This is a genomic window from Haematobacter missouriensis (genome assembly GCF_000740775.1).
GTDB classification, from domain to species: domain Bacteria; phylum Pseudomonadota; class Alphaproteobacteria; order Rhodobacterales; family Rhodobacteraceae; genus Haematobacter; species Haematobacter missouriensis.
In genome coordinates, this window is sequence record NZ_JFGS01000002.1 from 327674 (window position 1) to 350129 (window position 22456).

The 22456-nt window shown below is 66.4% G+C and carries 16 protein-coding genes and 1 pseudogene; 11 read left to right on the forward strand and 6 right to left on the reverse strand.

The annotated features are described in order from the left end of the window. The first annotated feature begins 69 nt into the window (after positions 1–69). Positions 70–1575 (forward strand): PAS domain-containing protein, encoded by a 1506-nt coding sequence (locus CG51_RS03860; protein ID WP_035741936.1) that lies wholly within the window; start codon positions 70–72, stop codon positions 1573–1575. Between the two features lie 19 nt (positions 1576–1594). Here CG51_RS03860 and CG51_RS03865 read toward each other — a convergent pair. Then, a pseudogene (locus tag CG51_RS03865) lies at positions 1595–2629 on the reverse strand (transposase family protein); the annotation flags it as partial. Between the two features lie 912 nt (positions 2630–3541). Here CG51_RS03865 and tsaE point away from each other — a divergent pair. From tsaE to hslV, 7 genes are all read left to right on the forward strand, one after another. After that, positions 3542–4027, forward strand: coding sequence for a tRNA (adenosine(37)-N6)-threonylcarbamoyltransferase complex ATPase subunit type 1 TsaE (gene tsaE, locus CG51_RS03870; RefSeq protein ID WP_035741937.1), 486 nt, complete (start codon positions 3542–3544; stop codon positions 4025–4027). A gap of 152 nt (positions 4028–4179) precedes the next feature. Beyond that, positions 4180–5202, forward strand: a complete 1023-nt coding sequence (locus CG51_RS03875; protein WP_035741939.1) for an aminoglycoside phosphotransferase family protein — start codon at positions 4180–4182, stop codon at positions 5200–5202. Next, complete coding sequence (locus CG51_RS03880) at positions 5178–5855, forward strand: nucleotidyltransferase family protein (protein WP_035741941.1); 678 nt, start codon at positions 5178–5180, stop codon at positions 5853–5855. The genes CG51_RS03875 and CG51_RS03880 overlap by 25 nt, the downstream gene beginning before the upstream one ends. Further along, on the forward strand, positions 5848–8922 hold the full coding sequence (addB, locus tag CG51_RS03885; RefSeq protein WP_051930019.1) for a double-strand break repair protein AddB: 3075 nt from the start codon (positions 5848–5850) through the stop codon (positions 8920–8922). Before CG51_RS03880 ends, addB begins: the two co-directional genes overlap by 8 nt. Then, positions 8919–12410 (forward strand): double-strand break repair helicase AddA, encoded by a 3492-nt coding sequence (gene addA / locus CG51_RS03890; RefSeq protein WP_051930020.1) that lies wholly within the window; start codon positions 8919–8921, stop codon positions 12408–12410. The genes addB and addA overlap by 4 nt, the downstream gene beginning before the upstream one ends. A 54-nt stretch (positions 12411–12464) precedes the next feature. Further along, the gene (gene trxA, locus CG51_RS03895) at positions 12465–12785 is read left to right on the forward strand and encodes a thioredoxin (protein ID WP_035741942.1); all 321 of its coding nucleotides are present in this window, start codon (positions 12465–12467) and stop codon (positions 12783–12785) included. A gap of 73 nt (positions 12786–12858) precedes the next feature. Then, positions 12859–13422 carry an ATP-dependent protease subunit HslV gene (gene hslV, locus CG51_RS03900; RefSeq protein WP_035741944.1) on the forward strand — a complete coding sequence of 188 codons (564 nt, stop codon included), beginning with the start codon at positions 12859–12861 and terminating at the stop codon, positions 13420–13422. Positions 13423–13635: 213 nt separating this feature from the next. Here hslV and CG51_RS03905 read toward each other — a convergent pair whose 3' ends face one another. Next, positions 13636–14124, reverse strand: coding sequence for a pyridoxamine 5'-phosphate oxidase family protein (locus CG51_RS03905; protein ID WP_035741946.1), 489 nt, complete (start codon positions 14122–14124; stop codon positions 13636–13638). A gap of 79 nt (positions 14125–14203) precedes the next feature. On the opposite strand from CG51_RS03905, the gene hslU reads away from it, so the two are divergent. Continuing rightward, positions 14204–15505, forward strand: a complete 1302-nt coding sequence (hslU, locus tag CG51_RS03910; protein WP_035741948.1) for an ATP-dependent protease ATPase subunit HslU — start codon at positions 14204–14206, stop codon at positions 15503–15505. A gap of 79 nt (positions 15506–15584) precedes the next feature. Here hslU and CG51_RS03915 read toward each other — a convergent pair whose 3' ends face one another. Beyond that, entirely contained in the window at positions 15585–17879 is a 2295-nt protein-coding gene (locus CG51_RS03915; RefSeq protein ID WP_035741950.1) for an adenosylcobalamin-dependent ribonucleoside-diphosphate reductase, read from the reverse strand. 125 nt (positions 17880–18004) lie between these two features. Here CG51_RS03915 and CG51_RS03920 point away from each other — a divergent pair, with 125 nt between their 5' ends. Next, on the forward strand, positions 18005–18424 hold the full coding sequence (locus CG51_RS03920) for a DUF1489 family protein (RefSeq protein WP_035741952.1): 420 nt from the start codon (positions 18005–18007) through the stop codon (positions 18422–18424). 283 nt (positions 18425–18707) lie between these two features. Here CG51_RS03920 and hisG read toward each other — a convergent pair whose 3' ends face one another. Genes hisG through hisS form a run of 3 tightly spaced genes read right to left on the reverse strand, consistent with a single transcriptional unit; the run spans position 18708 to position 22005 of the window. After that, on the reverse strand, positions 18708–19400 hold the full coding sequence (hisG, locus tag CG51_RS03925; protein ID WP_035741953.1) for an ATP phosphoribosyltransferase: 693 nt from the start codon (positions 19398–19400) through the stop codon (positions 18708–18710). After that, positions 19391–20503 (reverse strand): ATP phosphoribosyltransferase regulatory subunit, encoded by a 1113-nt coding sequence (locus tag CG51_RS03930; RefSeq protein ID WP_035741954.1) that lies wholly within the window; start codon positions 20501–20503, stop codon positions 19391–19393. Before CG51_RS03930 ends, hisG begins: the two co-directional genes overlap by 10 nt. Further along, entirely contained in the window at positions 20503–22005 is a 1503-nt protein-coding gene (gene hisS, locus CG51_RS03935; protein ID WP_035741957.1) for a histidine--tRNA ligase, read from the reverse strand. Before hisS ends, CG51_RS03930 begins: the two co-directional genes overlap by 1 nt. Before the next feature lie 90 nt (positions 22006–22095). Between hisS and CG51_RS03940 the strand changes: the two genes are divergently transcribed. Further along, positions 22096–22302, forward strand: coding sequence for a SlyX family protein (locus tag CG51_RS03940; RefSeq protein WP_035741960.1), 207 nt, complete (start codon positions 22096–22098; stop codon positions 22300–22302). The last annotated feature ends 154 nt before the right edge of the window (positions 22303–22456 follow it).

The window sequence follows — 22456 nt, forward strand, 5'->3', positions numbered from 1 at the left end:
CATCTTAACCCTTTTGGAGCCTGATGACCCGAAAACCTGCGTCCGGGCAGGGAACGGAAGGACAGGGGCATGGACATCGCCTTCTTCCTAACCGTGGCGGCTGCCACGGTGATGGCAACCGGCGCGGCCACCGCCGTGGCGGTATTCCTTAGTGGTCACACGCGGGGGCCGAAGGGGCCTGCGCCCGGGCCACCCGCGGAAGGGATCACGTTTCTCTTCGATGACGAGCGGCTCATCGACAGTTCACCCGAAGGGCTGCTCCTGCTTGCGCCCCTCCGCGGGAGAACGGACTGGACGCGGCTCGGCGGCTATCTGGAACCGCGGTTGCCCGGCGTGATGGCACGCCTCACCGCGCTTCCTCCGGGGGGAGAGACGCGGGATTCGGGGGGCGGTGTGACCCTTGAGGCTCGCCGGGAGAACGCGCACCTGCGGCTTATCCTCCGGGGCGCAACGGCCGCCGCCCTGTCCCTGACGGCCGCGGAGGAGGAGCTGGCCCTGCTGCGCCGGACGTTGGAGACTGCGCCCTGGCCCGTCTGGCGAACGGATCCGGCGGGTGAGATCACCTGGGTCAACGCTGCCTATCTTGCACTCACGGGAAGCAAGCCGGACGATATAACGTGGCCGCTTCCGCGCCTCTTCCTTCCCGGCCCGCGTGAGACCGCACCGGGAAGCCTGCCGGGAAGCCAGCGGATTCAGGGCGTGGACGGCGAGGCCTGGTTCGATTGCGTGTTCACCGCGGAAAAGGGTGGCGACACTGTCGGCTATGCAATTCCCGCCGATGGCATGATGCGGATGGAGCGGCAGCTCCGCGGCTCGCAGCAGGCAATGTCTGACGCGTTCATGGGGCTCGCGATCGGGCTCGCGGTCTTCGACCGGGGTCGCAAGCTCCAGATGTTCAATCCCGCGCTCGCGGACCTTACACGGCTGGGGCCTGATTTTCTTGCCGCACGACCGTCGCTCTTTGCTTTCCTCGAACGCCTGCGGGAACAGCGGATGCTGCCGGAGCGGCGGGATTACGCAAGCTGGCGCCAGCAGATGACCGAGGTGCAGAAGGCTGCCGAAGCAGGTGGTTATGAGGAGACCTGGAGCCTTCCGGGTGGCCAGACCTATCGTGTGACCGGCCAGCCGCATCCTGAAGGCGCGATCACCTTCCTGCTGGAAGACATCACCGGAGAGATCACCCTGTCCCGCCGCTTCCGCGCCGAGATAGAGCTGTCGCAGGAGGTGATCGATGCCATTCCTGACGCCATCGCGGTTTTTTCCGCGGCGGGAATGCTGCTCGTCTCCAATCGGGCCTATGCAAGTCTCTGGGGGATAGAGGGGGGCGAGGATCTGACGCCGGTGGAGATCGACCAGGCGATCGCCCTGTGGGAGGCCAAGCTTCCCGAAGCAACACTCTGGGGGAGGTTGCGCCAACAGGTCGGAACTCTCGATCGGCGGGAGGAGTGGACGGCGGCCATCCGGCGCGACGGCGCGACTTTCCTCCAGTGCCGCACGACGCCGTTGTCCGACGGCGCAACTCTCGTCGCCTTTCAGATCCGTCCGGCGGGGGAAAGGCTGCTCGCAGCCGAGTGATCTGCAATGGGTCTAGGTTGTTCAGTTCCGGCATCTGTTGGATCGGGTTCCGGATGAATCTGTAGGGCTCTGCTGTCCAGATCTTGCAGATGTAGTCGTAGGGTGTGAGGCCGCCGAGGGTCTTCAGCCTGCGCGCGAAGGTGTAGGCTGTCATGAATCGATGAGGTGTGTGCGAAGCTGGTCATGGCGCTCGTAGTGGAAGCGTTTGACGTTCAGCGGGAAAACGATCCCCGGATCGTTTTCTGATCCGCTTCCCCTTCCTTGATCGTGCGGTTCATCCGTTCGACCTGTCCGTTGGTCCAGAGCCGTTTCACCTTGGTCAGCCGGTGATCCATGTCGTGCTCACGGCATACGCGCCCGAAGATGTGCTCGAAGGCACTGATATTGACGCTGCAATTTGCGAATTGCACGCCGCTCACCACTGGGCTCGGACCGATGGCGCCTTCAATGGCTCGCTCGACACAGTGTGGGTCCGATACGGTACGGCTGCTAAGGCACGGCTGCGATCAAGTCGCGCATAAACGTGGCTGCAGCTCTCTTCCTCTCTTGTGGGCGAGGCAAACGAAGGCCAACTTTCTGGTTCTGTCAATTGCGACAAAGAGATAGAGCTTACCTTCGGCGGTCTGCACCTCGGCGATATCGACATGGCAGGAGCCGATGGGGTAGCGCTTGAAGCGTTGCCGTTTCGGTTTGTCGCCATCCACGTCCGGCAGGCGAGATATCCCGTGGCGTTGAAGGCAACGATGCAGGGCCGAGCGTGTCAAATGCGGAAGATCTGGTTGCAAAGCATAGAGGCAGTCATCCAATGGCAGCAGCGTATGCCGCCTGAAGGCCACGACCACCGCTTCCTCCTCCCCGCTTAGCACCGTCGAACGAGGCTCTTTCAGCCCCGTCTTCATGTCCTCGACCGTCTGACGTTTTCGCCACTTCGCAATGGTCTTTGGGTTAATGTCCAGTTCGCGGCTCAGCGCCGCGGTCGAAGCCTCCGATCGGCTCGTATTGCTGCTGGGATGGTGTGCGTGGTCGTGGCGCTGCCGTGACGAACTTGTCCCATAGAGCGTCCTTCCATTCCAAAGAAGGAGCGTGCCATCAAACCGTGGGATCAAACACCTAGGCTGCGGAAAAACGCGGCTATCGAAAAGCACCTTGGGCAATATTCCTGTCCAGCCCCCTGCCGGTGCCGGTGAGATGAGATCAGATGAAATGAGATTTTGCTTGCTGCCGCATGAGGCGATACCTGACTGAATAGTTCGCGACAGCTTTGCAGACGCTGAATTTTCTCACATCGGGCAATCATGGTCACCACGCACCGGAATGCCCTGCGCATTTTGGTGGGTGTTTGTTGTTCCCCGATAGGATGCCGGTACGGGCTAAAAGTGGACGCCGGGCCCGGACATCGCATGGAGTCCCCCTCGTGTGACGATATCGGCCGGGACGCATCTCAGCATCAGAAAAAACGGCGATTTCCGCGGGATTGAAGGCCAGCGGGCCTGGCGTGGCAAATGCGGCGAGTCTTCCGCTTCACGTCCCGGTCTGGGCGGAGGCGGTCACCTAATTGCAGATCATGCTGCGCGAGTTTTCCGCTTGATGCGGGCTATTGTATGCCGGGAATGGTGCCATCCCTCTGCGGCGCCGCAGGGTGCTGCTTCGCGGAGAACCTTCGACTGTGTGAAGCGCAGGCATCGACCTCGCATCGACCCTCAGCGGATGGTGCAACAGCCTCGGCGGGCAAGGCTCTCGTCACGTCCCGGCAGGGACGCTCAACCCGATCGAAAGGCCGTCGCGGATCGGTTGCGGCTCAGATCCGGGATCCGGCTTACCCCGGCGAAATGCTGACCAGAATTCAGCACCCCCTCCGTTGCCCGAGGCCCGGCGGATCGGGAAAGACGCGTTTCAGCCCGAATACGTTTGACGCCCATCCCTCAAGACGGCTTGCAGAACGGGACGGGAACGTTACAAGTCGGGCATGTCTGCAGCACCCTTTTCCCGTACAGTTGACCTTGCCGGCCCGGAGGCGACGGACGCACTTGCGCAGTTGATTGAGCCGCTGTTGCGACCGGGAGACGTCCTGTTGCTCGACGGACCGGTGGGAGCGGGAAAATCCCATTTTGCGCGCGCGCTCATCCGGGCGCGGCACGGGGCGGAAACGGAGGTTCCCTCACCGACTTTCACCCTCGTCCAGACCTATGGCGCGGACGGTGACGAGATCTGGCACAGCGACCTCTATCGTCTGTCCCAGCCCGATGAGATCGTCGAGCTGGGCCTGGAGGACGCATTCACCACCGCGATAGCGCTTGTGGAATGGCCCGACAGGCTCGGTTCCCTCACGCCGGAGGGGGCTCTGACACTGGCCTTCCGTTCCACGCGGGATGGGGAGAGCAGAACTGTCACCCTTACCGGAAATGCGGGCTGGGCCACGCGGCTGAAGCCTCTGCTTGAGACCTTGCCGTGACCGCGCCGCCCGAAATGCCCTGGCAGGCACCCTCGGCTGAGCCGCATTTGCCCGAAGGCAGTCCTCCCAAAAACAGCCTGACCGAAATTCAACCAACCGACAGCCGCCCACCCGTAACCTTTCTCCCCGCAACCCCAGCGCACGACGGACCGATGACCGAAACACCCCGGACCCAGCTTGCAGATACGTTTCTCGCCCGGGCGGGCTTGAAGGGCGCGGTGCGTGCGCCGCTGGCGGGCGATGCCTCCAACCGCCGCTATGAGCGGGTGCGCGCTGCGGGCGAGACACTTGTGCTCATGGATGCCCCGGCGGAACGGGGGGAGGATGTACGCCCCTTCATCGCCATCGCACGGCATCTGTCGTCGCTCGGCCTGTCTGCTCCCCGGATCCTGGCCGAGGATGCGGCACAGGGCTTTCTGCTCCTGGAGGATCTGGGCGACGACCTCTACGCCAGCCTGCTGCGGAAGGATGCGGGAGAGGAGCGCCTGCTCTACGCCGCTGCTGTCGATGCCCTGGTGGAGCTGCACCGCCATCCCGCGCCCGACGGCGTGGGGCGGTATGCCCCGCCACTCCTCGGAGATCTCGCAGCGCTGGCGGTGGACTGGTATCTTCCGGGCACCGGTGCGGAGCCTGTGGATCGCGCCCCGCTGGCCGAGGCGGTGAACGAGGCCGCACTGCGCCATGCCGGCGGACCGGAAGTGCTGGTGCTGCGGGATTACCATGCCGAGAACCTGCTCTGGCTGCCGGAGCGGGAGGGTGCGGCCCGTGTTGGCCTGCTCGATTTTCAGGACGCACGGCGCGGCCACCCCGCCTATGATCTGGTCTCCCTTCTGGAGGACGCGCGGCGGGACACGAGCGAAACGCTCCGGCAGGAGATGATCGCCCGCTACATCACGGAAACCGGCGCGGAAGATGCGGGTTTCCGCGCCGCCTATGCCACGCTGGGTGCGCAGCGAAACCTGCGGATTCTGGGAGTGTTCGCCCGGCTCTGCCTGCGGGACGGCAAACCACGCTACCTCGCCTTCATCCCGCGCGTCTGGGATCACCTGATGCGCGACATCTCCCATCCGGCGCTGGCCGATCTCTCCCGTCTCGTGCGGGAGACGCTGCCAGAACCTACGCCGAAGCGCCTTGAAAGGATCAAAGAGAGATGCGGAACGCGCGCCTGCCCCTGATGTTGTTCGCCGCAGGCCGCGGCACCCGCATGGGCGCGCTGACGCAGGACCGCCCGAAACCGCTGGTAGAGGTGGCGGGGGTGCCCCTGATCGACCATGCGCTCGGGATGGCCGAGGCCGCCGGGGCCGCGCCGATCGTGGTCAACACCCATTACCTCGCCCCGATGATCGAGGCCCATCTGGGTGAGCGGGTGCGCTATTCGCCGGAGCCGACGCTTCTGGAAACGGGTGGAGGCCTCCGCGCGGCTCTGCCTCTGCTGGGCAAAGGTCCGCTCTACACGCTGAACAGCGATGCCGTGTGGACGGGGCCAAACCCCCTCGCCACGCTTGCCGCAGCCTGGGAGCCGGAGCGGATGGACGGGCTTCTCCTCCTCGTGCCCAGAAACCGTGCGGTGGGGCATGGGCCGAAGGGCGATTTCGACCTTGCAGACGGCCTCGTCGCGCGGGGGCAGGAATACATCTATACCGGCGCCCAGATCATTCGTCCCGACGGCCTGGCCGGGATCGCGGCGGAGGTATTCTCTCTGAACCTTCTCTGGGATGAGATGATCGCCGCGAACCGCCTTTACGGCGTGGTCCATCCGGGCCGCTGGTGCGACGTGGGCCGGCCCGAAGGCATCGCGCTGGGGGAGGCGATGCTCGCCGATGGCTGACCTTTTCCCTCCGAGCGGTGATCCCCGCGTCTATGCCCTGCCCGCAGGCGTCGATTTCCCGCGGCAACTGGTGGAAGGTCTGCGTGCCCGGCTGGCCCCCTTACCGCCGGAGGCCGTGGCGCGGGTGGAGCTTTTCGTCAACACCCGGCGGATGCAGCGGCGGGTGAAGACCCTGTTCGCGACGGGCGAGGCGACGCTCCTGCCCCGCATCCGGCTCGTCACCGATCTGGAACGGGATCTGGCGATGGCGGATCTGCCGCCGCCGGTGCCGCCGCTCCGGCGCAGGCTGGAGCTGGCCCAACTTGTGCAGCGACTGCTGGACGTGCAGCCGCATCTCGCCCCCCGCGCCTCGGTCTATGACCTGGCGGACAGTCTTGCCGCGCTGCTTTCCGAGATGCAGGGGGAGGATGTGCCCCTGGAGCGGCTGGAGGCGCTCGACCTTGTCGATCACGCCCAGCACTGGGAGCGGAGCCTCGCCTTCATCCGCATCGCCGCGCGCTTCCTGTCCCCCGGCCCCGGCGAGGCGCCGGATGCGGAGGCGCGGCGGCGCATGGTGGTGGAGCGGCTGGAGGGCCAGTGGCTCGAAACGCCTCCGGCCCATCCGATCATCGTGGCAGGCTCCACCGGCTCGCGCGGTACGACCGCCCGGCTGATGCGCGCGGTGGCACGCCTGCCGCAAGGCGCGGTGGTGCTGCCGGGCTATGACTTCGATCTGCCGGAGCTGGCCTGGGAATCGCTCGATGACGGGCTGACGGCGCAGGATCATCCGCAGGCGCGGTTCCGCAGCTTCCTGCGAAGCCTCGAACTGCCCATGTCTGCCGTGCAGCACTGGGACGGTACGCCCCCGCCCTGCCCGGAGCGGAACCGGCTCGTTTCGCTCGCTCTGCGACCCGCCCCGGTGACGGATCAATGGATGGAGGAAGGTCCTGCCCTTGTCGGCCTTGACCGCGCGGTCGAAGGGCTGACGCTGATCGAGGCTCCCTCGCCGCGGGCGGAGGCGCTTTCCATCGCGCTCCTGCTGCGGGACGCGGCGGAGCGGAACGAGACCGCGGCCCTCATCACGCCGGACAGGGGCCTGACCCGGCAGGTCACCGCGGCGCTGGACCGCTGGGGCATCCTGCCGGACGACAGCGCGGGGCGGCCGCTTGCTCTTTCGCCGCCTGGCCGCTTCCTGCGACATGTGGCGGCGCTGTTTTCCCAAAAGCTCACGGCGGATGCGCTGCTGACGTTGCTGAAACATCCACTGACCCATACCGGGGCGGGGCGCGGCCCGCATCTGCGCTGGACACGGGAGTTCGAGCTGCGGCTTCGCCGTCACGGTCCGGTGTTTCCCGCACCGGAGGACATCCACGCCTTCGCCGCCCGCAAAAGCCGGGGCGGAGAGGTGGAGGAAGGCCGCGCCGGTTGGGGCGACTGGCTGGCCGGCGCCCTGGCGCTGGCGGCGGAGCCGGGGCATGACCTTCCGCTTACGGATCACGTCGCGCGCCACCGCCGGCTCGCGGAACTGCTGGCCGCCGGGCCGGTGCCGGGGAGCGGCATCCTCTGGGAGGATACGGCGGGGGACAAGGCGCTTGCCGCCATGGAGGAACTCGCCTTCGAGGCCCCTCACGGCGGCCGGATGAGCGCCGCCGATTACCGCGACATGGTTTCCGCCATTCTTGCGCGGGGGGAGGTTCGCGAAGCCGCGGAAGTCGATTCGCGCATCATGATCTGGGGGACGCTGGAGGCCCGGGTGCATGGTGCGGAGCTTGTCATCCTGGGCGGGCTGAACGAGGGGAGCTGGCCGCAGATGCCGCCGCCCGATCCGTGGCTCAACCGGCAGATGCGCCACAGGACCGGGCTGCTGCTCCCCGAAAGACAGGTCGGCCTTTCCGCCCACGACTTCGAACAGGCGGTGGCGACGCCTCGTGTCGTCTTGAGCCGTGCCATCCGCTCGGACGAGGCGGAGACGGTGCCCGCGCGCTGGATGAACCGGCTGGTGAACCTGATGGGCGGGCTGAAGGACAACGGCGGGCCGGAGGCGCTGGCCGGGACGCGGCGGCGTGGGGCCTACTGGCTCGGCCTGGCGGAGGCGCTGGAGACGCCCACGCGCCGGGCGACCCCCGCGCCGCGCCCCTCCCCGCGCCCGCCCGCTGCCGCGCGCCCCATGGAACTGCCCGTGACGGATATCGGGCGATTGATCCGCGACCCCTATGCGGTCTATGCGCGGCGCATCCTGCGGCTCCGCCCGCTCGACCCGCTCCGGCCTGAACCCGATGCCGCGTTGCGCGGCTCGGTGCTCCACGAGATCCTCGCGCGGTTCTCCACCGTCGATCCCCGGGCGCCCGAGGCCCGGGCGCGGCTTCTGGAGATCGCCGACGTCGTGCTGGCGGAAGAGGTGCCCTGGCCGGTGGCCCGCCGCCTGTGGCGCGCGCGGCTGGAAAGAGCGGCGGACTGGTTTCTCGCGCGGGAGGCGCGGCGGGAAGGCACGCCGCGGCTGGTGGAAAAACCGGGGGGGATCACGCTGGAGCCGTCTGGCTTTCGGCTAACGGCCCGCCCTGACCGGATCGACGAGCTTCCCGACGGGCGCATCCACATCTACGACTACAAGACCGGCAGCCCGCCCACGGAGAAGCAGCAGCGCGCCTTTGACAAGCAGCTTCTGCTCGAGGCCGCGATGGCCGAACGCGGGGCGTTCGAGGATTTCGGGCTCGCGGATATCGCGGGTGCCACCTATATCGGCCTCGGCGCCACGCCGAAGGAGGAACCGCTCGACCTCTCTTCCGGCGTGACAGCGGCGGCATGGGAGCAACTGGGCCAGCTCGTCGCCCGCTATGCGGCAGAGGAGACTGGCTATACCTCGCGCCGCGCAATGTTCAGCGAAGGCAGCGCCGGGGCCTATGACCACCTCGCCCGCTTCGGCGAATGGGAGATGACCGCCACGCCGGAGCATGAAGACGTCGGACAGGATACGGCCGAAGCCGGTGCAGGGCGGGACGAGCCGCAGGCGATGCTGGAGCGGGACAGCGGCAAGGAGCCCTTGGACACCGCCCCCGGCCCACCCCGGAACGGGAAGGAAAACTCATGAGTCGCGACGCAGCCAGCCAGCGGCAGGTGGATGCTGCCAACCCCCGCGCCTCCACCTGGCTTTCAGCCAATGCGGGTTCCGGCAAGACCCGCGTGCTGACGGACAGGGTGGCGCGGCTCCTGCTCAACGGCGTGGACCCGCAGCGCATCCTCTGCCTGACCTATACCAAGGCCGCGGCGAGCGAGATGCAGAACCGCCTGTTTCACCGTCTGGGCGAGTGGGCGATGCTTGGGGACGGGCCGCTTGGCGACGCGCTGATGAAGCTTGGCATTCCGGCAGCGGAGATCGGCGTGGAGCGGCTGCGGGCTGCGCGCCGCCTTTTCGCCCGCGCGATCGAAACCCCGGGCGGTCTGAAAATCCAGACGATCCACTCCTTCTGCGCCTCGCTGCTCCGCCGCTTTCCGCTGGAAGCCGGGGTCACCCCGCAGTTCAGTGAGATCGACGACCGTGCGGCAGAGCTTCTGCGCGAAGAGGTGATCGAGACGCTGGCCGACGATCCCCGCCATGTCGCCGCCGTTGACGGCGTGGCCGCGCTCTGGACGGGGGACAGCCTGAGGGATCTGGTGGCCCAGATCTGCCAGCACCGCGCGGCCTTCGCCGATCCGCTGGACCGCCCGGCGGCCTTCACGCTCTTTGGTCTGCCGGAGACATTCACCGCCGCGGATGTGCTGGCCGATGTCTGTCTGGGCAATGAGGGCGACCTCTGCCGCGAGCTGATCGCGGCGCTGGAGACCGGCGGCACGACGGATATGTCCGCCGCGGCCAAGCTCCGCGCCGCGCGGTTCGACCCGATGGGACTTGGCACGCTCGCGGTGCTGGAGGGCGTGTTCCTGACCGGCGCCGCGGCAAAGGAGCCGTTCACCGCCAAGATCGGCAGCTTCCCCACCAAGAGCACCCGCGCCCGCGTACCGCGCATGGCGATGGTGGAGGATCTGATGAAGCGGGTGGAGGCGGCGCGCGCCAGGCGCCTCGCCCTCGTCGCGGCGGAGCGCGCCGCCGCACTCCACCGTTTCGCCGCCGCCTTCCTGCCGGAATACGACCGGCGCAAGGGAGAGCGCGGCTGGCTCGACTTCGACGACCTCATCACCCGCGCCCGCGCCCTGCTGACGGACCGCGCCGCCGCGCAGTGGGTGCTGTTCCGGCTGGACGGCGGGATCGACCATATCCTCGTGGATGAGGCGCAGGACACCAGCCCCGGCCAATGGGCGGTGATCGAACGGCTGGCGGAGGAGTTTGCCGCGGGCGAAGGCGCGCGGGTTGAGACGCCGCGCACGCTTTTTGTCGTGGGCGACAAGAAACAGTCGATCTACTCCTTCCAGGGGGCCGATCTTGCGGTGTTCGAGGCGATGCGGCAGGAGTTCGGCCAGCGTCTCGCGCGGATCGAGATGCCGCTGGTGGAACTGACGCTCGCTCACTCGTTCCGCTCCTCCGCCGCCGTCCTCGGCGTGGTGGACGCGACTTTCGCGGCGGATGGCGGCAAGGGGCTTGGCGGCGAGGTAAGCCACATCGCCTTCAAGAACGACATGCCGGGACGAGTGGACCTGTGGCCACTGGTGCCCAAGGCGGGCGACCCGGAGGAAGACGTCTGGTACGAGCCCGTGGATCTCGTCACCGATCAGCATCACGAGGCCCGCCTTGCACGGATGATCGCGCGGGAAATCCGGCGGCTGATAGACGCGGGCACGCTGATCCCCGAAGGCAATGGCCGCACCCGTCCGATGACGGAGGGGGACGTGCTCATCCTCGTGCGCCGCCGGAACACCCTCTTTCGCGAGATCATCCGCGCCTGCAAGCAGGCCGGCCTTGCGATCGCCGGGGCGGACCGGCTGAAGCTCGCCGCCGAAATGGCCATCCGCGATCTGACGGCGCTGCTCTCCTTCCTCGTCACGCCGGAGGATGACCTGTCTCTGGCCGCCGCGCTCCGCTCGCCTCTGTTCGGCTGGGGGGAGGGCGATCTCTACCGGCTGGCGGAGCCGCGGGGCGGAGCCTTTCTCTGGGAGGCCCTGCGGCGGGAGCGGGAGCGGCACGGACCGACCCTCGCGGTGCTGGATGATCTGCGCGACCAGTCGGACTTCCTGCGACCCTATGAGCTGGCCGAACGCATCCTGACCCGCCATGGCGGGCGAGGCAGGCTTCTGTCTCGGTTGGGAGCGGAGGCGGAGGACGGGATCAACGCCTTTCTCGCGCAGGCGCTTGCCTACGAACAGGCGGAGGTGCCGAGCCTTCAGGGCTTCGTCGGCTGGCTTGCCTCCGGGGATGTGGAGGTCAAGCGGCAGGTTGACGCGGCGGGGGGGCGCATCCGGGTGATGACAGTGCATGGCTCCAAAGGTCTTGAAGCCCCCGTGGTCATCATGCCCGATACTGCCAAAACGCGCCCGCAGGAACGGGAGCAGATCTACCTTTCAAATGGCACACCGCTCTGGCGCACTGCCGCCGCCGAAAGCCCCGACCTCATCGCCAGCGCGCGCGGCGACCTTCTGGAACGGCAGGAGGAGGAACGGGCGCGGCTTCTTTATGTGGCCATGACCCGGGCACAGTCCTGGCTCATCGTCTGCGGCGCGGGCGAGCAGGCGAAGGACCTGTCCTCCTGGCACGACCGGATCGCCGTGGGAATGGCGCGAGCGGCGGGAGCTAGTCCGGGCGGCGGCAGTCTGGGCGGCGGCAGTCTGGGCGCGGATCACGGCTTGGGGCGGGATGAGGGCTTGAAGCTGGTCCCCTGCCCGTTCCCTCCGGGAGAGGGCAAGCGGCTTTCCTGGGGTGACTGGCCCGCCGATCGCCCCGCCGACCACCCCGGCGATGGCGTCCTGGCCAGCACCGCGCCTGTCCCCACCGCCCTTCCCGACTGGACGATGCACCCCGCACCGCAGCCCCAGGAGGAGCCCGGCCCCATCTCTCCCTCCGCGCTCGGCGGCGCAAAGGCCCTGCCGGGAGAGTCCGGTCTGGAAGAGGAGGAGGCCAAACTTCGCGGCACACGGCTTCATCTTCTGCTCGAACACCTGCCGCACTACCCGGCGAAGGAGTGGGAACGGCTTTCCCACGATCTGTTGGCGCTGGACGACGATCCGCCGCCCACAGGGGAGCGGCTCGCCCTGCTCGCGGAGGCTCAGGCAGTCATCCGAAATCCGGCGCTTGGCTTTCTGTTCGCGCCCGAGACATTGGCCGAAGTGCCAGTCACGGCAGAAATCGGTGGGCGGCGAATGCTCGGAACCATCGACCGGCTTGTGATCACCCCCGATCATGTCCTTGCCATCGACTTCAAGTCGAACGCCGTCGTCCCTCGTTCGGAAGCGGAGGTGCCGGAAGGTATTCTTCGCCAGATGGGAGCCTATGCGGCAGCGCTCCGCCTGATCTGGCCCGAACGGCGGGTGGAGACCGCGGTGCTCTGGACGCGGACGGGGGTGCTCATGCCGCTCGGCCCGGCACGGGTGGCCGCGGCGCTGGCCGAGGCGGTGCCCGCGACCCGGGAAGCCGACCCCTGTCCGCCTTGACGCTCCCCCTCACCATACCTACGTTTCCACCAACACTCATCCGAGGAGAACCCGATGGCCACGCAACCCGTCACCGATGCCACCTTTGACAGCGAAGTTCGCCAGTCCGACCTCCCGGTCGTGGTGGATTTCTGGGCCGAATGGTGCGGTCCCTGCCGCCAGATCGGCCCGGCGCTGGAAGAACTCGCCGCCGAATACGACGGCAAGGTCAAGATCGTGAAGGTGAACGTGGACGAAAACCCGCAGTCGCCCTCGCAGCTCGGCGTACGCGGCATCCCGGCGCTGTTCCTCTTCAAGGACGGTCAGGTGGTGTCAAACAAGATCGGCGCCGCGCCGAAGGCGGCACTCAAGAACTGGATCGACAGCGCGATCTGATCGCGGCGCGATCCATGGCAGGGGCGCCCGCATCGGGGCGCCCTTTTGCTTGGCATCCCGGAAGGAGAGAAGAATGGCGGAAGAACGGTTCCCCGGCTGGCATGGCACGACGATTGTCGGCATCCGCAAGGGCGACGAAGTGGTGGTCGCGGGTGACGGGCAGGTGAGCCTTGGTCAGACCGTCATCAAGGGCACCGCCCGCAAGGTGCGCCGCCTCTGCCCCGGCGGCGTGCGGGAGATCGTGGCGGGATTCGCCGGGTCAACCGCCGACGCCTTTACGTTGCTGGAGCGGCTGGAAGCAAAGCTGGAGGCGACACCCGGACAACTCGCGCGGGCCTGTGTCGATCTGGCGAAAGACTGGCGGACCGACAAATACCTGCGGAATCTGGAGGCGATGCTGATCGTCACGGATGGGCAGGATCTGCTGGTGCTGACCGGCGCGGGCGACGTTCTGGAGCCAGAGGACGGCGTGGCCGCCATCGGTTCGGGTGGCAACTATGCCAAGGCAGCGGCGCTGGCTCTGATCGACGGCGATCTTCCCGCAGAGGATATCGCCCGCCGCGCGATGAAGATCGCGAGCGACATCTGCGTCTATACGAATGGCAATCTGACCGTGGAGCGGATCACCGCACCCTAACACCCACGATTGGGGAGGGTCTGCACCCTCCCCTTTCATTCAGGAGTTGGATAATTCAGGTGTATTGGGCGGCCCATGATAGGCGGAGTCCCACAGTCGCCACGCGCCCCGGCGGTGGAACTGATCTCTTTCCTAGCCATGGAATTGCGCTGACGTTGGTCGGAGGCGGACCCGGAACTGAAAGACTGCATTCCGACGCCTCCGTACCCAGCGTCAGAGACGCACTTCCGCCACATTGTCCTTGTACTCCTCCTTCGGGTCGGAGCCGAACAGGTGCTTGATCCCGGCCCACATACCGCTGGCGTCCTTCCAGATCTCCGCGCTTTCCGGGTCGAAGCGGAGAAGCGCAAGTTTCGGATCCTCCTTCCCTTGCTCATACCAAGCGGCGATGTGGCGATTCCACAGCCGGTCGACCACGGCGCGATCATTGTCGACCGTGAGCGAGCCGTGCAGGCAGGCAAAGATCCCGTGACCCTCCGACGTGAACGTGGCGATGGCCCGCGACGTCTTGTCGCCCAGACCACGCACAAGCTCGCTGTCGTGGCTGGTGAAGAACCACACGGGGCCACCTTCGTCACCCTCGAAAAGCGCTGTCATCGGGCGGGTATGGCTGTCGTCCTGGCCCGAAATGCCCAGCATGACCGTCATGTCGGATTTCAGCGCTTTCCAGAAGTCGGCCGCGAGTTCCTGGGGGGTAGGCATTGTCATTCCTCCGCTACTGCATAATTGGGAAACGGGCGGAATGCGCGCGTGTTCCCGCAACTGACGAACAGGACCAGACATGACCAACCTTACCCCGCGCGAGATCGTCTCGGAGCTCGACCGTTTCATCATCGGTCAGAAGGAGGCGAAACGCGCCGTGGCCGTCGCCCTGCGAAACCGCTGGCGGCGAAAGCAGCTCCCGCCGGCGATGCAGGAGGAGGTCTATCCAAAGAACATCCTGATGATCGGGCCGACCGGCGTCGGCAAGACCGAGATTTCCCGCCGTCTGGCGAAGCTCGCGAAAGCGCCGTTCATCAAGGTGGAAGCCACGAAATTTACCGAGGTCGGCTATGTCGGCCGCGATGTGGAACAGATCATCCGCGATCTTTGCGACGCGGCCATCGCGGAAACCCGCGACCGGATGCGCGAGGAGGTGAAGTCCCGCGCGCACAAAGCCGCGGAGGAACGCGTGGTAGAAGCCATCGCGGGCCGGGATGCACGGGAGCAGACGCGCGAGATGTTCCGCCAGAAGCTGAAACGCGGCGAGCTTGACGGACAGGTCATCGAACTTGAGGTGCAGGATACGTCCAGCCCCTTCGGGGGGATGGAGATCCCCGGCCAACCCGGATTGGGGGCGGTCAATCTCGGCGATATCTTCGGCAAGGCGCTCGGCGGGCGGCGCGTGAAGCGCAAGCTGAGCGTGGCCGAAAGCTATGAGGTGCTGATCGCCGAGGAAGCGGACAAGCTCATCGACGATGAAACCGTGACGCGCGCCGCGCTCGAATCGGTTCAGCAGAATGGCATCGTCTTCATCGACGAGATCGACAAGGTGGTGGCACGGGGCGATGCCCGCGGCGCGGAAGTGAGCCGCGAGGGCGTTCAGCGTGACCTGCTGCCGCTGATCGAGGGGACGACCGTTTCCACCAAATATGGCCCGGTCAAGACGGACCACATCCTCTTCATCGCCTCCGGTGCCTTCCATGTCGCCAAACCCTCGGACCTGCTGCCGGAGCTTCAGGGCCGCCTGCCGATCCGGGTGGAACTGCGGGCGCTGACCGAGGAAGACTTCGTCCGCATCCTGAACGAGACGGACAACGCGCTGACGCGGCAATATGCGGGGCTGATGGGCACGGAATCCGTCACCGTGACCTTCACCGACGATGGCATCGCCGCCGTGGCGCGGATCGCGGCGGATGTGAACCGGTCGGTGGAGAACATCGGCGCGCGGCGGCTGTACACGGTGATGGAGCGGGTGTTCGAGGAGTTGTCCTTCACCTCGCCCGACAGAGCGGGCGAGACCGTGACCGTCGATGCCGATTTCGTGGAAAGAAACGTGGGCGAGCTGGCGCGGTCCGCCGATCTCAGCCGCTACGTGCTCTGAGCGGTTTTCCCTCCCGGCGATGAACCGGCCTCATCGGGCCGGCTCATCCCCCTGCCCATGCGTGGCACGGCCCCCTCCCTCATGAACATTTTGAATAGCCGCAGTCCAGACAGGTCATGCAGCCCTCCGCCATGTGGAGGTCGTGGCCGCCGCAGTTGGGGCAGGCGGGGCCGCGCCGTTCCCCCACCGCCACCCGCTCCGCACGGGGATCGGACTTCAGCCCCTGGCCCTCGCCCGCGATGAACCCGATGGAGACGAGGTGCCGCTCGATCACCCCGCCGATCGCAGCAAGGATGGAGGGCACGTAGCGCCCTTCCATCCAGGCCCCGCCGCGCGGGTCGAACACCGCCTTCAGCTCCTCCACCACGAAAGACACGTCCCCCCCGCGCCGGAACACGGCGGAGATCATCCGCGTCAGCGCCACTGTCCAGGCATAGTGCTCCATGTTCTTGGAGTTGATGAACACCTCGAACGGTCGCCTCTGGCCGCCCACGACGATATCGTTGACGGTGATGTAGATCGCATGGTTTGAATCGGGCCATTTCAACTTGTAGGTCTGGCCTTCCAGCGCCTGCGGCCGGTCCAGCGGGTCGCTGAGATAGACAACCTCCCCCCCGGTGGCGGCACGCGCGGGATGTTCCCCGGCGGGCGCGGGAGTAGCCGCGGGCTCCGGTTTCGTCTCCGCTACGGTCAGGACAGATCCCGTCACGCTGTTGGGACGGTAGGTGGTGCAGCCCTTGCAGCCGGTTTCATAGGCGGCGAGATAGACATCCTTGAATGCGTCGAAGGAGATATCCTCCGGGCAGTTGATCGTCTTGGAAATGGAACTGTCGATCCATTTCTGTGCCGCCGCCTGCATCCGCACATGGTCGAGCGGCGCGAGGCTCTGGGCATCCACGAACCACTCCGGCAGGGGCGCATCGCCGAACCGCTCCCGCCACAGGCGGACGGCGTAATCCACCACTTCCTCCTCCGTCCGCGATCCGTCCTTCTGGAGAACCTTGCGCGTGTAGGCATAGGCAAAGACGGGCTCGATCCCGGAGGAGACGTTGCCCGCGAAAAGCGAGATCGTCCCCGTCGGCGCGACGGACGTGAGCAGCGCGTTGCGGATGCCCTTTTCCCGGATCGCGGCCCGAACCTCTTCATCCATGTCGCGCAGGGACGCAGAGGACAGGAACTTCTCGACATCGAACAGCGGAAAGGCCCCCTTCTCCGCCGCCAGATCGGCGGAGGCGAGATAGGCGGAACGCGCGATGGCATGGAGCCATTCCTCCGTCCGCAAGGCCGCCTCCTCCGAGCCATAGCGCAGGCCCAGCATCAGCAGCGCATCCGCCAGCCCCGTGACGCCCAGCCCGATCCGCCGCTTCGCCGCCGCCTCCGCCGCCTGCTCCGGCAGCGGGAAGCGCGAGGCATCGACGACATTGTCCATCATGCGGACGGCTACGCGCACCAGATCGTCCAGCGCGTCGAGATCCAGCCGCGCTTCCGCCCCGAAAGGATCGGAAACCAGCCGCGCGAGATTGATGGAACCCAGCAGACAGGCCCCATAGGGCGGGAGCGGCTGCTCCCCGCAGGGATTGGTGGCGGAGATCGTCTCGCAATAGGCGAGGTTGTTCATCGCGTTGATCCGGTCGATGAAGATCACCCCCGGCTCCGCATAATCATAGGTGGAGCGCATGATGCCGTTCCAAAGGTCACGCGCCTGCACCGTGCGATAGACGTTGCCTCCGAAGGACAGATCCCACGGGGCATCGGCCTTTACCGCCGCCATGAACGCATCCGTCACCAGAACGGAGAGATTGAACATCCGCAACCGCGCGGGGTCGCGCTTGGCTTCGATGAACGCCTCTATGTCGGGGTGGTCGCAGCGCATGGTGGCCATCATCGCACCCCGCCGTGATCCGGCGGACATGATCGTGCGGCACATCGCATCCCACACATCCATGAAGGAGAGGGGGCCGGAGGCATCCGCCGCCACGCCCTTCACCTCCGCGCCGCGCGGGCGGATGGTGGAGAAATCGTAGCCGATGCCACCGCCCTGCTGCATGGTCAGCGCGGCTTCCTTCAGCATGTCGAAGATCCCCGCCATGCTGTCCGGGATCGTTCCCATGACGAAGCAGTTGAAGAGCGTGACGCTGCGCCCGGTGCCCGCGCCCGCAATGATCCGGCCTGCGGGCAGGAAGCGGAAATCTTCCAGCGCGGCGTAGAAGCGGTTTTCCCATGCGCCCGGGTCTGCTTCCGTCTCCGCCAGCGCGTGAGCGATGCGGCGCCAGGTGTCCTCCACCGTGCCGTCCACAGGGGTGCCGTCCGCCTGCCGGAGCCGGTACTTCATATCCCAGATCTGTTCGGCGATGGCAGTTTCAAAACGGGACATGGCAGAACCCTGTATGTTGTGTGTGAATTGGCGGATGACACAAGATAGGCATTGATCTATCAGGGTCAACCTTGCCCTCCGGCCGATCCGCGCCTATGTGATCCGGTATTCCCCCGGAGGCGATGATGACCGATTCCCTGCATATCGTGAAGCTTTGCGTCGGCGCGGAGTCGGTCGATGACCTGATCCGCTGGCAGAAGGAGCGGTATCCCGCCGGCAATCCGGTGCATGTCACGCGCATGTGGCCGAAACGGGAGACGGAGATCCTCTCGGGCGGTTCGCTCTACTGGGTGTTCAAGGGGCTGATCCTCGCCCGTCAGCGCCTGCTGGCGTTCGAGGAACGCGATCACGGCGATGGCATCCGGCGCTGCGGCTTCGTGCTGGACCGGGAGGTAGTGCAGACCCATCCGATGCCCCGACGCCCGTTTCAGGGCTGGCGCTACCTTGCCGCCGCCGATGCGCCGCAGGATCTGCCCAAGGGCCGGGAGAACGAGGATCTTCCCCCCGCCCTCGCCGCCATGCTGGATGAGATCGGCCTCCGCTAGCATACCGCTTGTCGCCGATTGCTGAGGAAGCCTCTCGGATCTGCGTCGGAATGGAAATCAGTTGCGATCTGACGGAATCGGGCCGGAATTTCATAAATTCTGGGTCATTCTGGCGTTGATTTCCCGATTTCCGAAGTATGGCATGGCACTTCAGAATTTCTCCGGCAGCCAGATAGGCTCGCGTCGGAGCCAAATCGCGCGATCTGAAAGCCGGCCCGAAGTCTGATCTTCCGGGTCGGATTCCAGATCCCAGGTACGACAGTTCCGGGCCTTTCTGCAGCTGCTAAAGGCCGATCCGGGCGGAAAGCTGGGCCAGCGCGCTGCGCTCTCCCTCGCTCAGCGGCGCGCTGCGCGAAAAGAACAGCGTGGCTTCCGACCTGTGAATGAGACCGTCCGACAGGATCTTCAGGTGGTTGGCGCGCAACGTCTCTCCGGTGGAGGTGATATCGGCGATCGCCTCGGCCGTCAGGTTCTTCACCGTGCCTTCCGTCGCTCCCTGACTGTCCACAAGCTGATAGTCGGCCACGCCGTTATCGCGCAGGAACTCCCGCACCAGCCGGTGATATTTGGTCGCGATACGGAGCCGGTGCCCGTGACGCGCCCGGAAATCCGAGGCTACGGCGTCCAGATCGTCCAGACAATCCACATCGACCCAAAGCGCCGGAACCGCGATCACCAGATCGGCGAAGCCGAAGCCCAGCGGGGCCAGCGCCTCCGCCCGCTGCTGCCAATCCACGATCTTCTCCCGCACCAGATCCGACCCGGTGACACCGAGATGGATGCGGCCCGCCTGAAGCTCCCTCGGGATCTCTCCGGCGGAGAGCAGGACGAGCTCCACACCCTCCACCCCGCCGACATGGCCGGAATATTCCCTGTCGGACCCCGTGCGCATCAGCCTCACGCCGCGCGCGCCGAACCATTCGAACGTCTTTTCCATCAGGCGGCCCTTGGAGGGCACGCCAAGCTTCACCGCCATTCGCCCGCCTCCTTCAGTTCCGCCAGCACGCCCGGTCGGATGATGCCGCCGACCGCAGGGATCGACTGCCCCAGTCCCAGCCGGGAGGTCATCGCGTCATAGCGCCCACCGGTCGCCACCGGAGGAAGATCCGGGCGACCTTCGGCGTAGAAGCCAAAGACGAAGCCGTCGTAGTATTCCAGCGTGGTACGTCCGAAGCTCGCCTCGAAGTCCAGCCGGTCCACGTCGATCCCATGCGCAACCAGCGCATCCAGCCTGAGAGACATCCGCTCCACCGCCGGAAACAGCCCCGGCATGTCCACGGAGAGATCCTCCAGACGGCTGAGCGCGGCCGGCGCGGTATCGCGCAGCCCGATCAGCTCATCCAGGATGTCCGCCTGCAGGGAGGGGATCGGCGGCGTGTCGGCCTCCTCCACCATGTGACGCACCCGGGCGGCAACTTCCTCATCGCTGCGCAGACCGACGGCGGTGCCAGCTTCCCAAAGAAGCCGCTCCACCGGCGTCTCGGCAAGTCCCCGCAGCATGCGCTTGCGCGCGTCCGTGGGTTTCGTGCGGCCGGAATACTGGTCCAGCAGGGCGCGGAACCGCCGGGGCCGCCAGATATGATGATGAAGCCGCGCCTTGCGCGCCTCTGAAGTTTCCAGCGCGTTCACTGCGGCAAGCAACAGTCCCATGTCGCCCGTCGCGGCCCGAAGGCCGAGCGGCGCCAGTATCTCCGCGAACAGCGCAAAGACCTCGGCATCCGCCGCAGGAATATCGTCGCGCGCGAAAAGCTCGTAGCCCACCTGGAAATATTCGCTTGCCCGCGCACCACGGTGTTCCTGACGGCGGAAGACCTCGCCGAAATAGGTGTAGCGGGCGGGCTCCGCGCCCTGCGCCATGTGCATCTGCACGACGGGCACGGTGAAGTCCGGGCGCAGCATCTGCTCCCCCCGGAGCGGATCGGACGTCACATAGGCGCGGGCGCGGATATCCTCCCCATAAAGGTCCAGAAGGGTTTCCGCAGGCTGAAGGATATCCGTCTCCACCGGCAGGGCGCCTGCCAGAAGGAACCGTGAAAAGATCGCCTCGCCCTCGGCCCGCGCGGCCGCTTTCGTCGGCATCAGTACCGCCCGAGGATGCCACGCACCCCCTGCACGAGGTCGCCCCGCGGCAGTTCGATCTGCGCAGGCTGGGATTTCCATTCCTCAAGGCTCGCTTCGGCGGCGATTTTGGCACCCAGATACAGGTCCTTGAGCTGCACGACGCCCCGCGCGCGCTCATCCGACCCCTGGATCACCGCGACCGGAGAATTGCGTTTATCGGCATATTTGAGCTGGTTGCCGAAGTTCTTCGGATTGCCCAGATAGACCTCCGCGCGAATCCCGGCATTCCGCAGTTCCGCGACCATCGTCTGGCAATCCGCCAGCCGCTCGCGGTCCATCACGGTGACGATGACCGGACCGACGGTTTCCCCACCGATCCGCCCCTTGGCCCGCAATGCGGCCAGCAGACGGTCCACCCCGATGGAAACGCCGGTGGCGGGCACGGTCTGGCCGGTGAAGCGTTTCACCAGATCGTCGTAGCGACCGCCGCCCGCAACGGAACCGAACTGCCGGGGGCGCCCCTTTTCATCGAGTATCTCGAAGGTCAGCTCCGCCTCGAAGACCGGGCCGGTGTAGTAGCCGAGGCCGCGGACCACCGCCGGGTCGATCATCACCCGATCCGCCCCGTAGCCCTGCGCATCCAGAAGCTCCGCGATCTGTTCTAGCTCGCCCACACCTTCGAGTCCGATGGCCGATGCGCCGACAAGTTCCCGCAGCCGGGCCACGGTCGCCGCACCGCTGTCGCGCCGCGCGGCCATGAACCCCATGACCGCGTCGGCCTGCTCCGATCCGAGTCCCGCGCCCTTGGTGAAATCACCGGATTCGTCGCGCCGCCCCTCGCCCAGCAGGGCGCGGACACCCGCCTCTCCCAGCCGGTCGATCTTGTCGATGGCGCGCAGCACGATGCCGCGCTCGGAGGCGAAGCGGTCAGGATCGGCGGGGTCGAGCACGCCCGCAACCTCCATCACGCCGTTCAGCACCTTACGGTCGTTCACGCGCACGACATAATCGCCCCTTGGAATACCCAGTGTTTCCAAAGTGTCGGAGAGCATCGCGCATATTTCTGCATCCGCAGCCACGCTGGCCGAACCCACCGTATCGGCGTCGCACTGATAGAACTGGCGGAAGCGTCCAGGTCCGGGCTTTTCATTCCGCCAGACGGGCCCCATCGCATAGCGGCGGTAAGGGGAGGGCAGGTCGTTGCGGAACTGCGCGGCCACACGGGCCAGCGGCGCCGTCATGTCATAGCGAAGCGCGAGCCAGTCGCCCTCGTCCTGCCAGGCGAAGACGCCATCGTTCGGCCGGTCCACGTCGGGAAGGAACTTGCCGAGCGCCTCCACCGTCTCCACCGCCGGGGTTTCCAGCGGATCGAAGCCGAAGAGATGATACACCTCGGCAATCCGGTCGAGCATGGTCTTGCGTTCGGTGACCTCTGCGCCGAAATAGTCCCGGAAGCCGCGGGGGTTCTCCGCCTTGGGCCGGCGGGTTGCCTTGGTCTGGCTGCCCTTGTCCTTCGCCATCGGTGTGCCTCGTGGTTGACGGGCGTCGTCTATCGGATGGACCCGTTCGGGGCAAGACAATGCGGCTTTTTGGCCCGAAAGGACGAGATCATGCATGACCGCCTTACCCGAGCGGAGGAACAGATCGCCCACCTCACCCGGATCGTGGAGGATCTGTCGGACGTGACCAGCGCGCAGGCCCGCGACCTCGCGCGCCTGACGCGGCTCGTCTCCCTGCTGATGGAGCGGGAGGCGGAGCGCGAGATGCAGGCCGGGGGCAGCATCCCGCTCGCCGACCAGAAACCGCCGCATTATTGAAAGGGTTCAACCCCCGGCCGCCCGCCCTTTCCGGGCAAACGGCCGCAGAAATCCGCCGCACAAACCGCGGCCGCTGTGACCCCCCCGACAGTCCGCGAACCAACGTCAGGCTTGGGCGTTGGCTATGGCTGGCAGGGCAAAGATGCCGGGGACG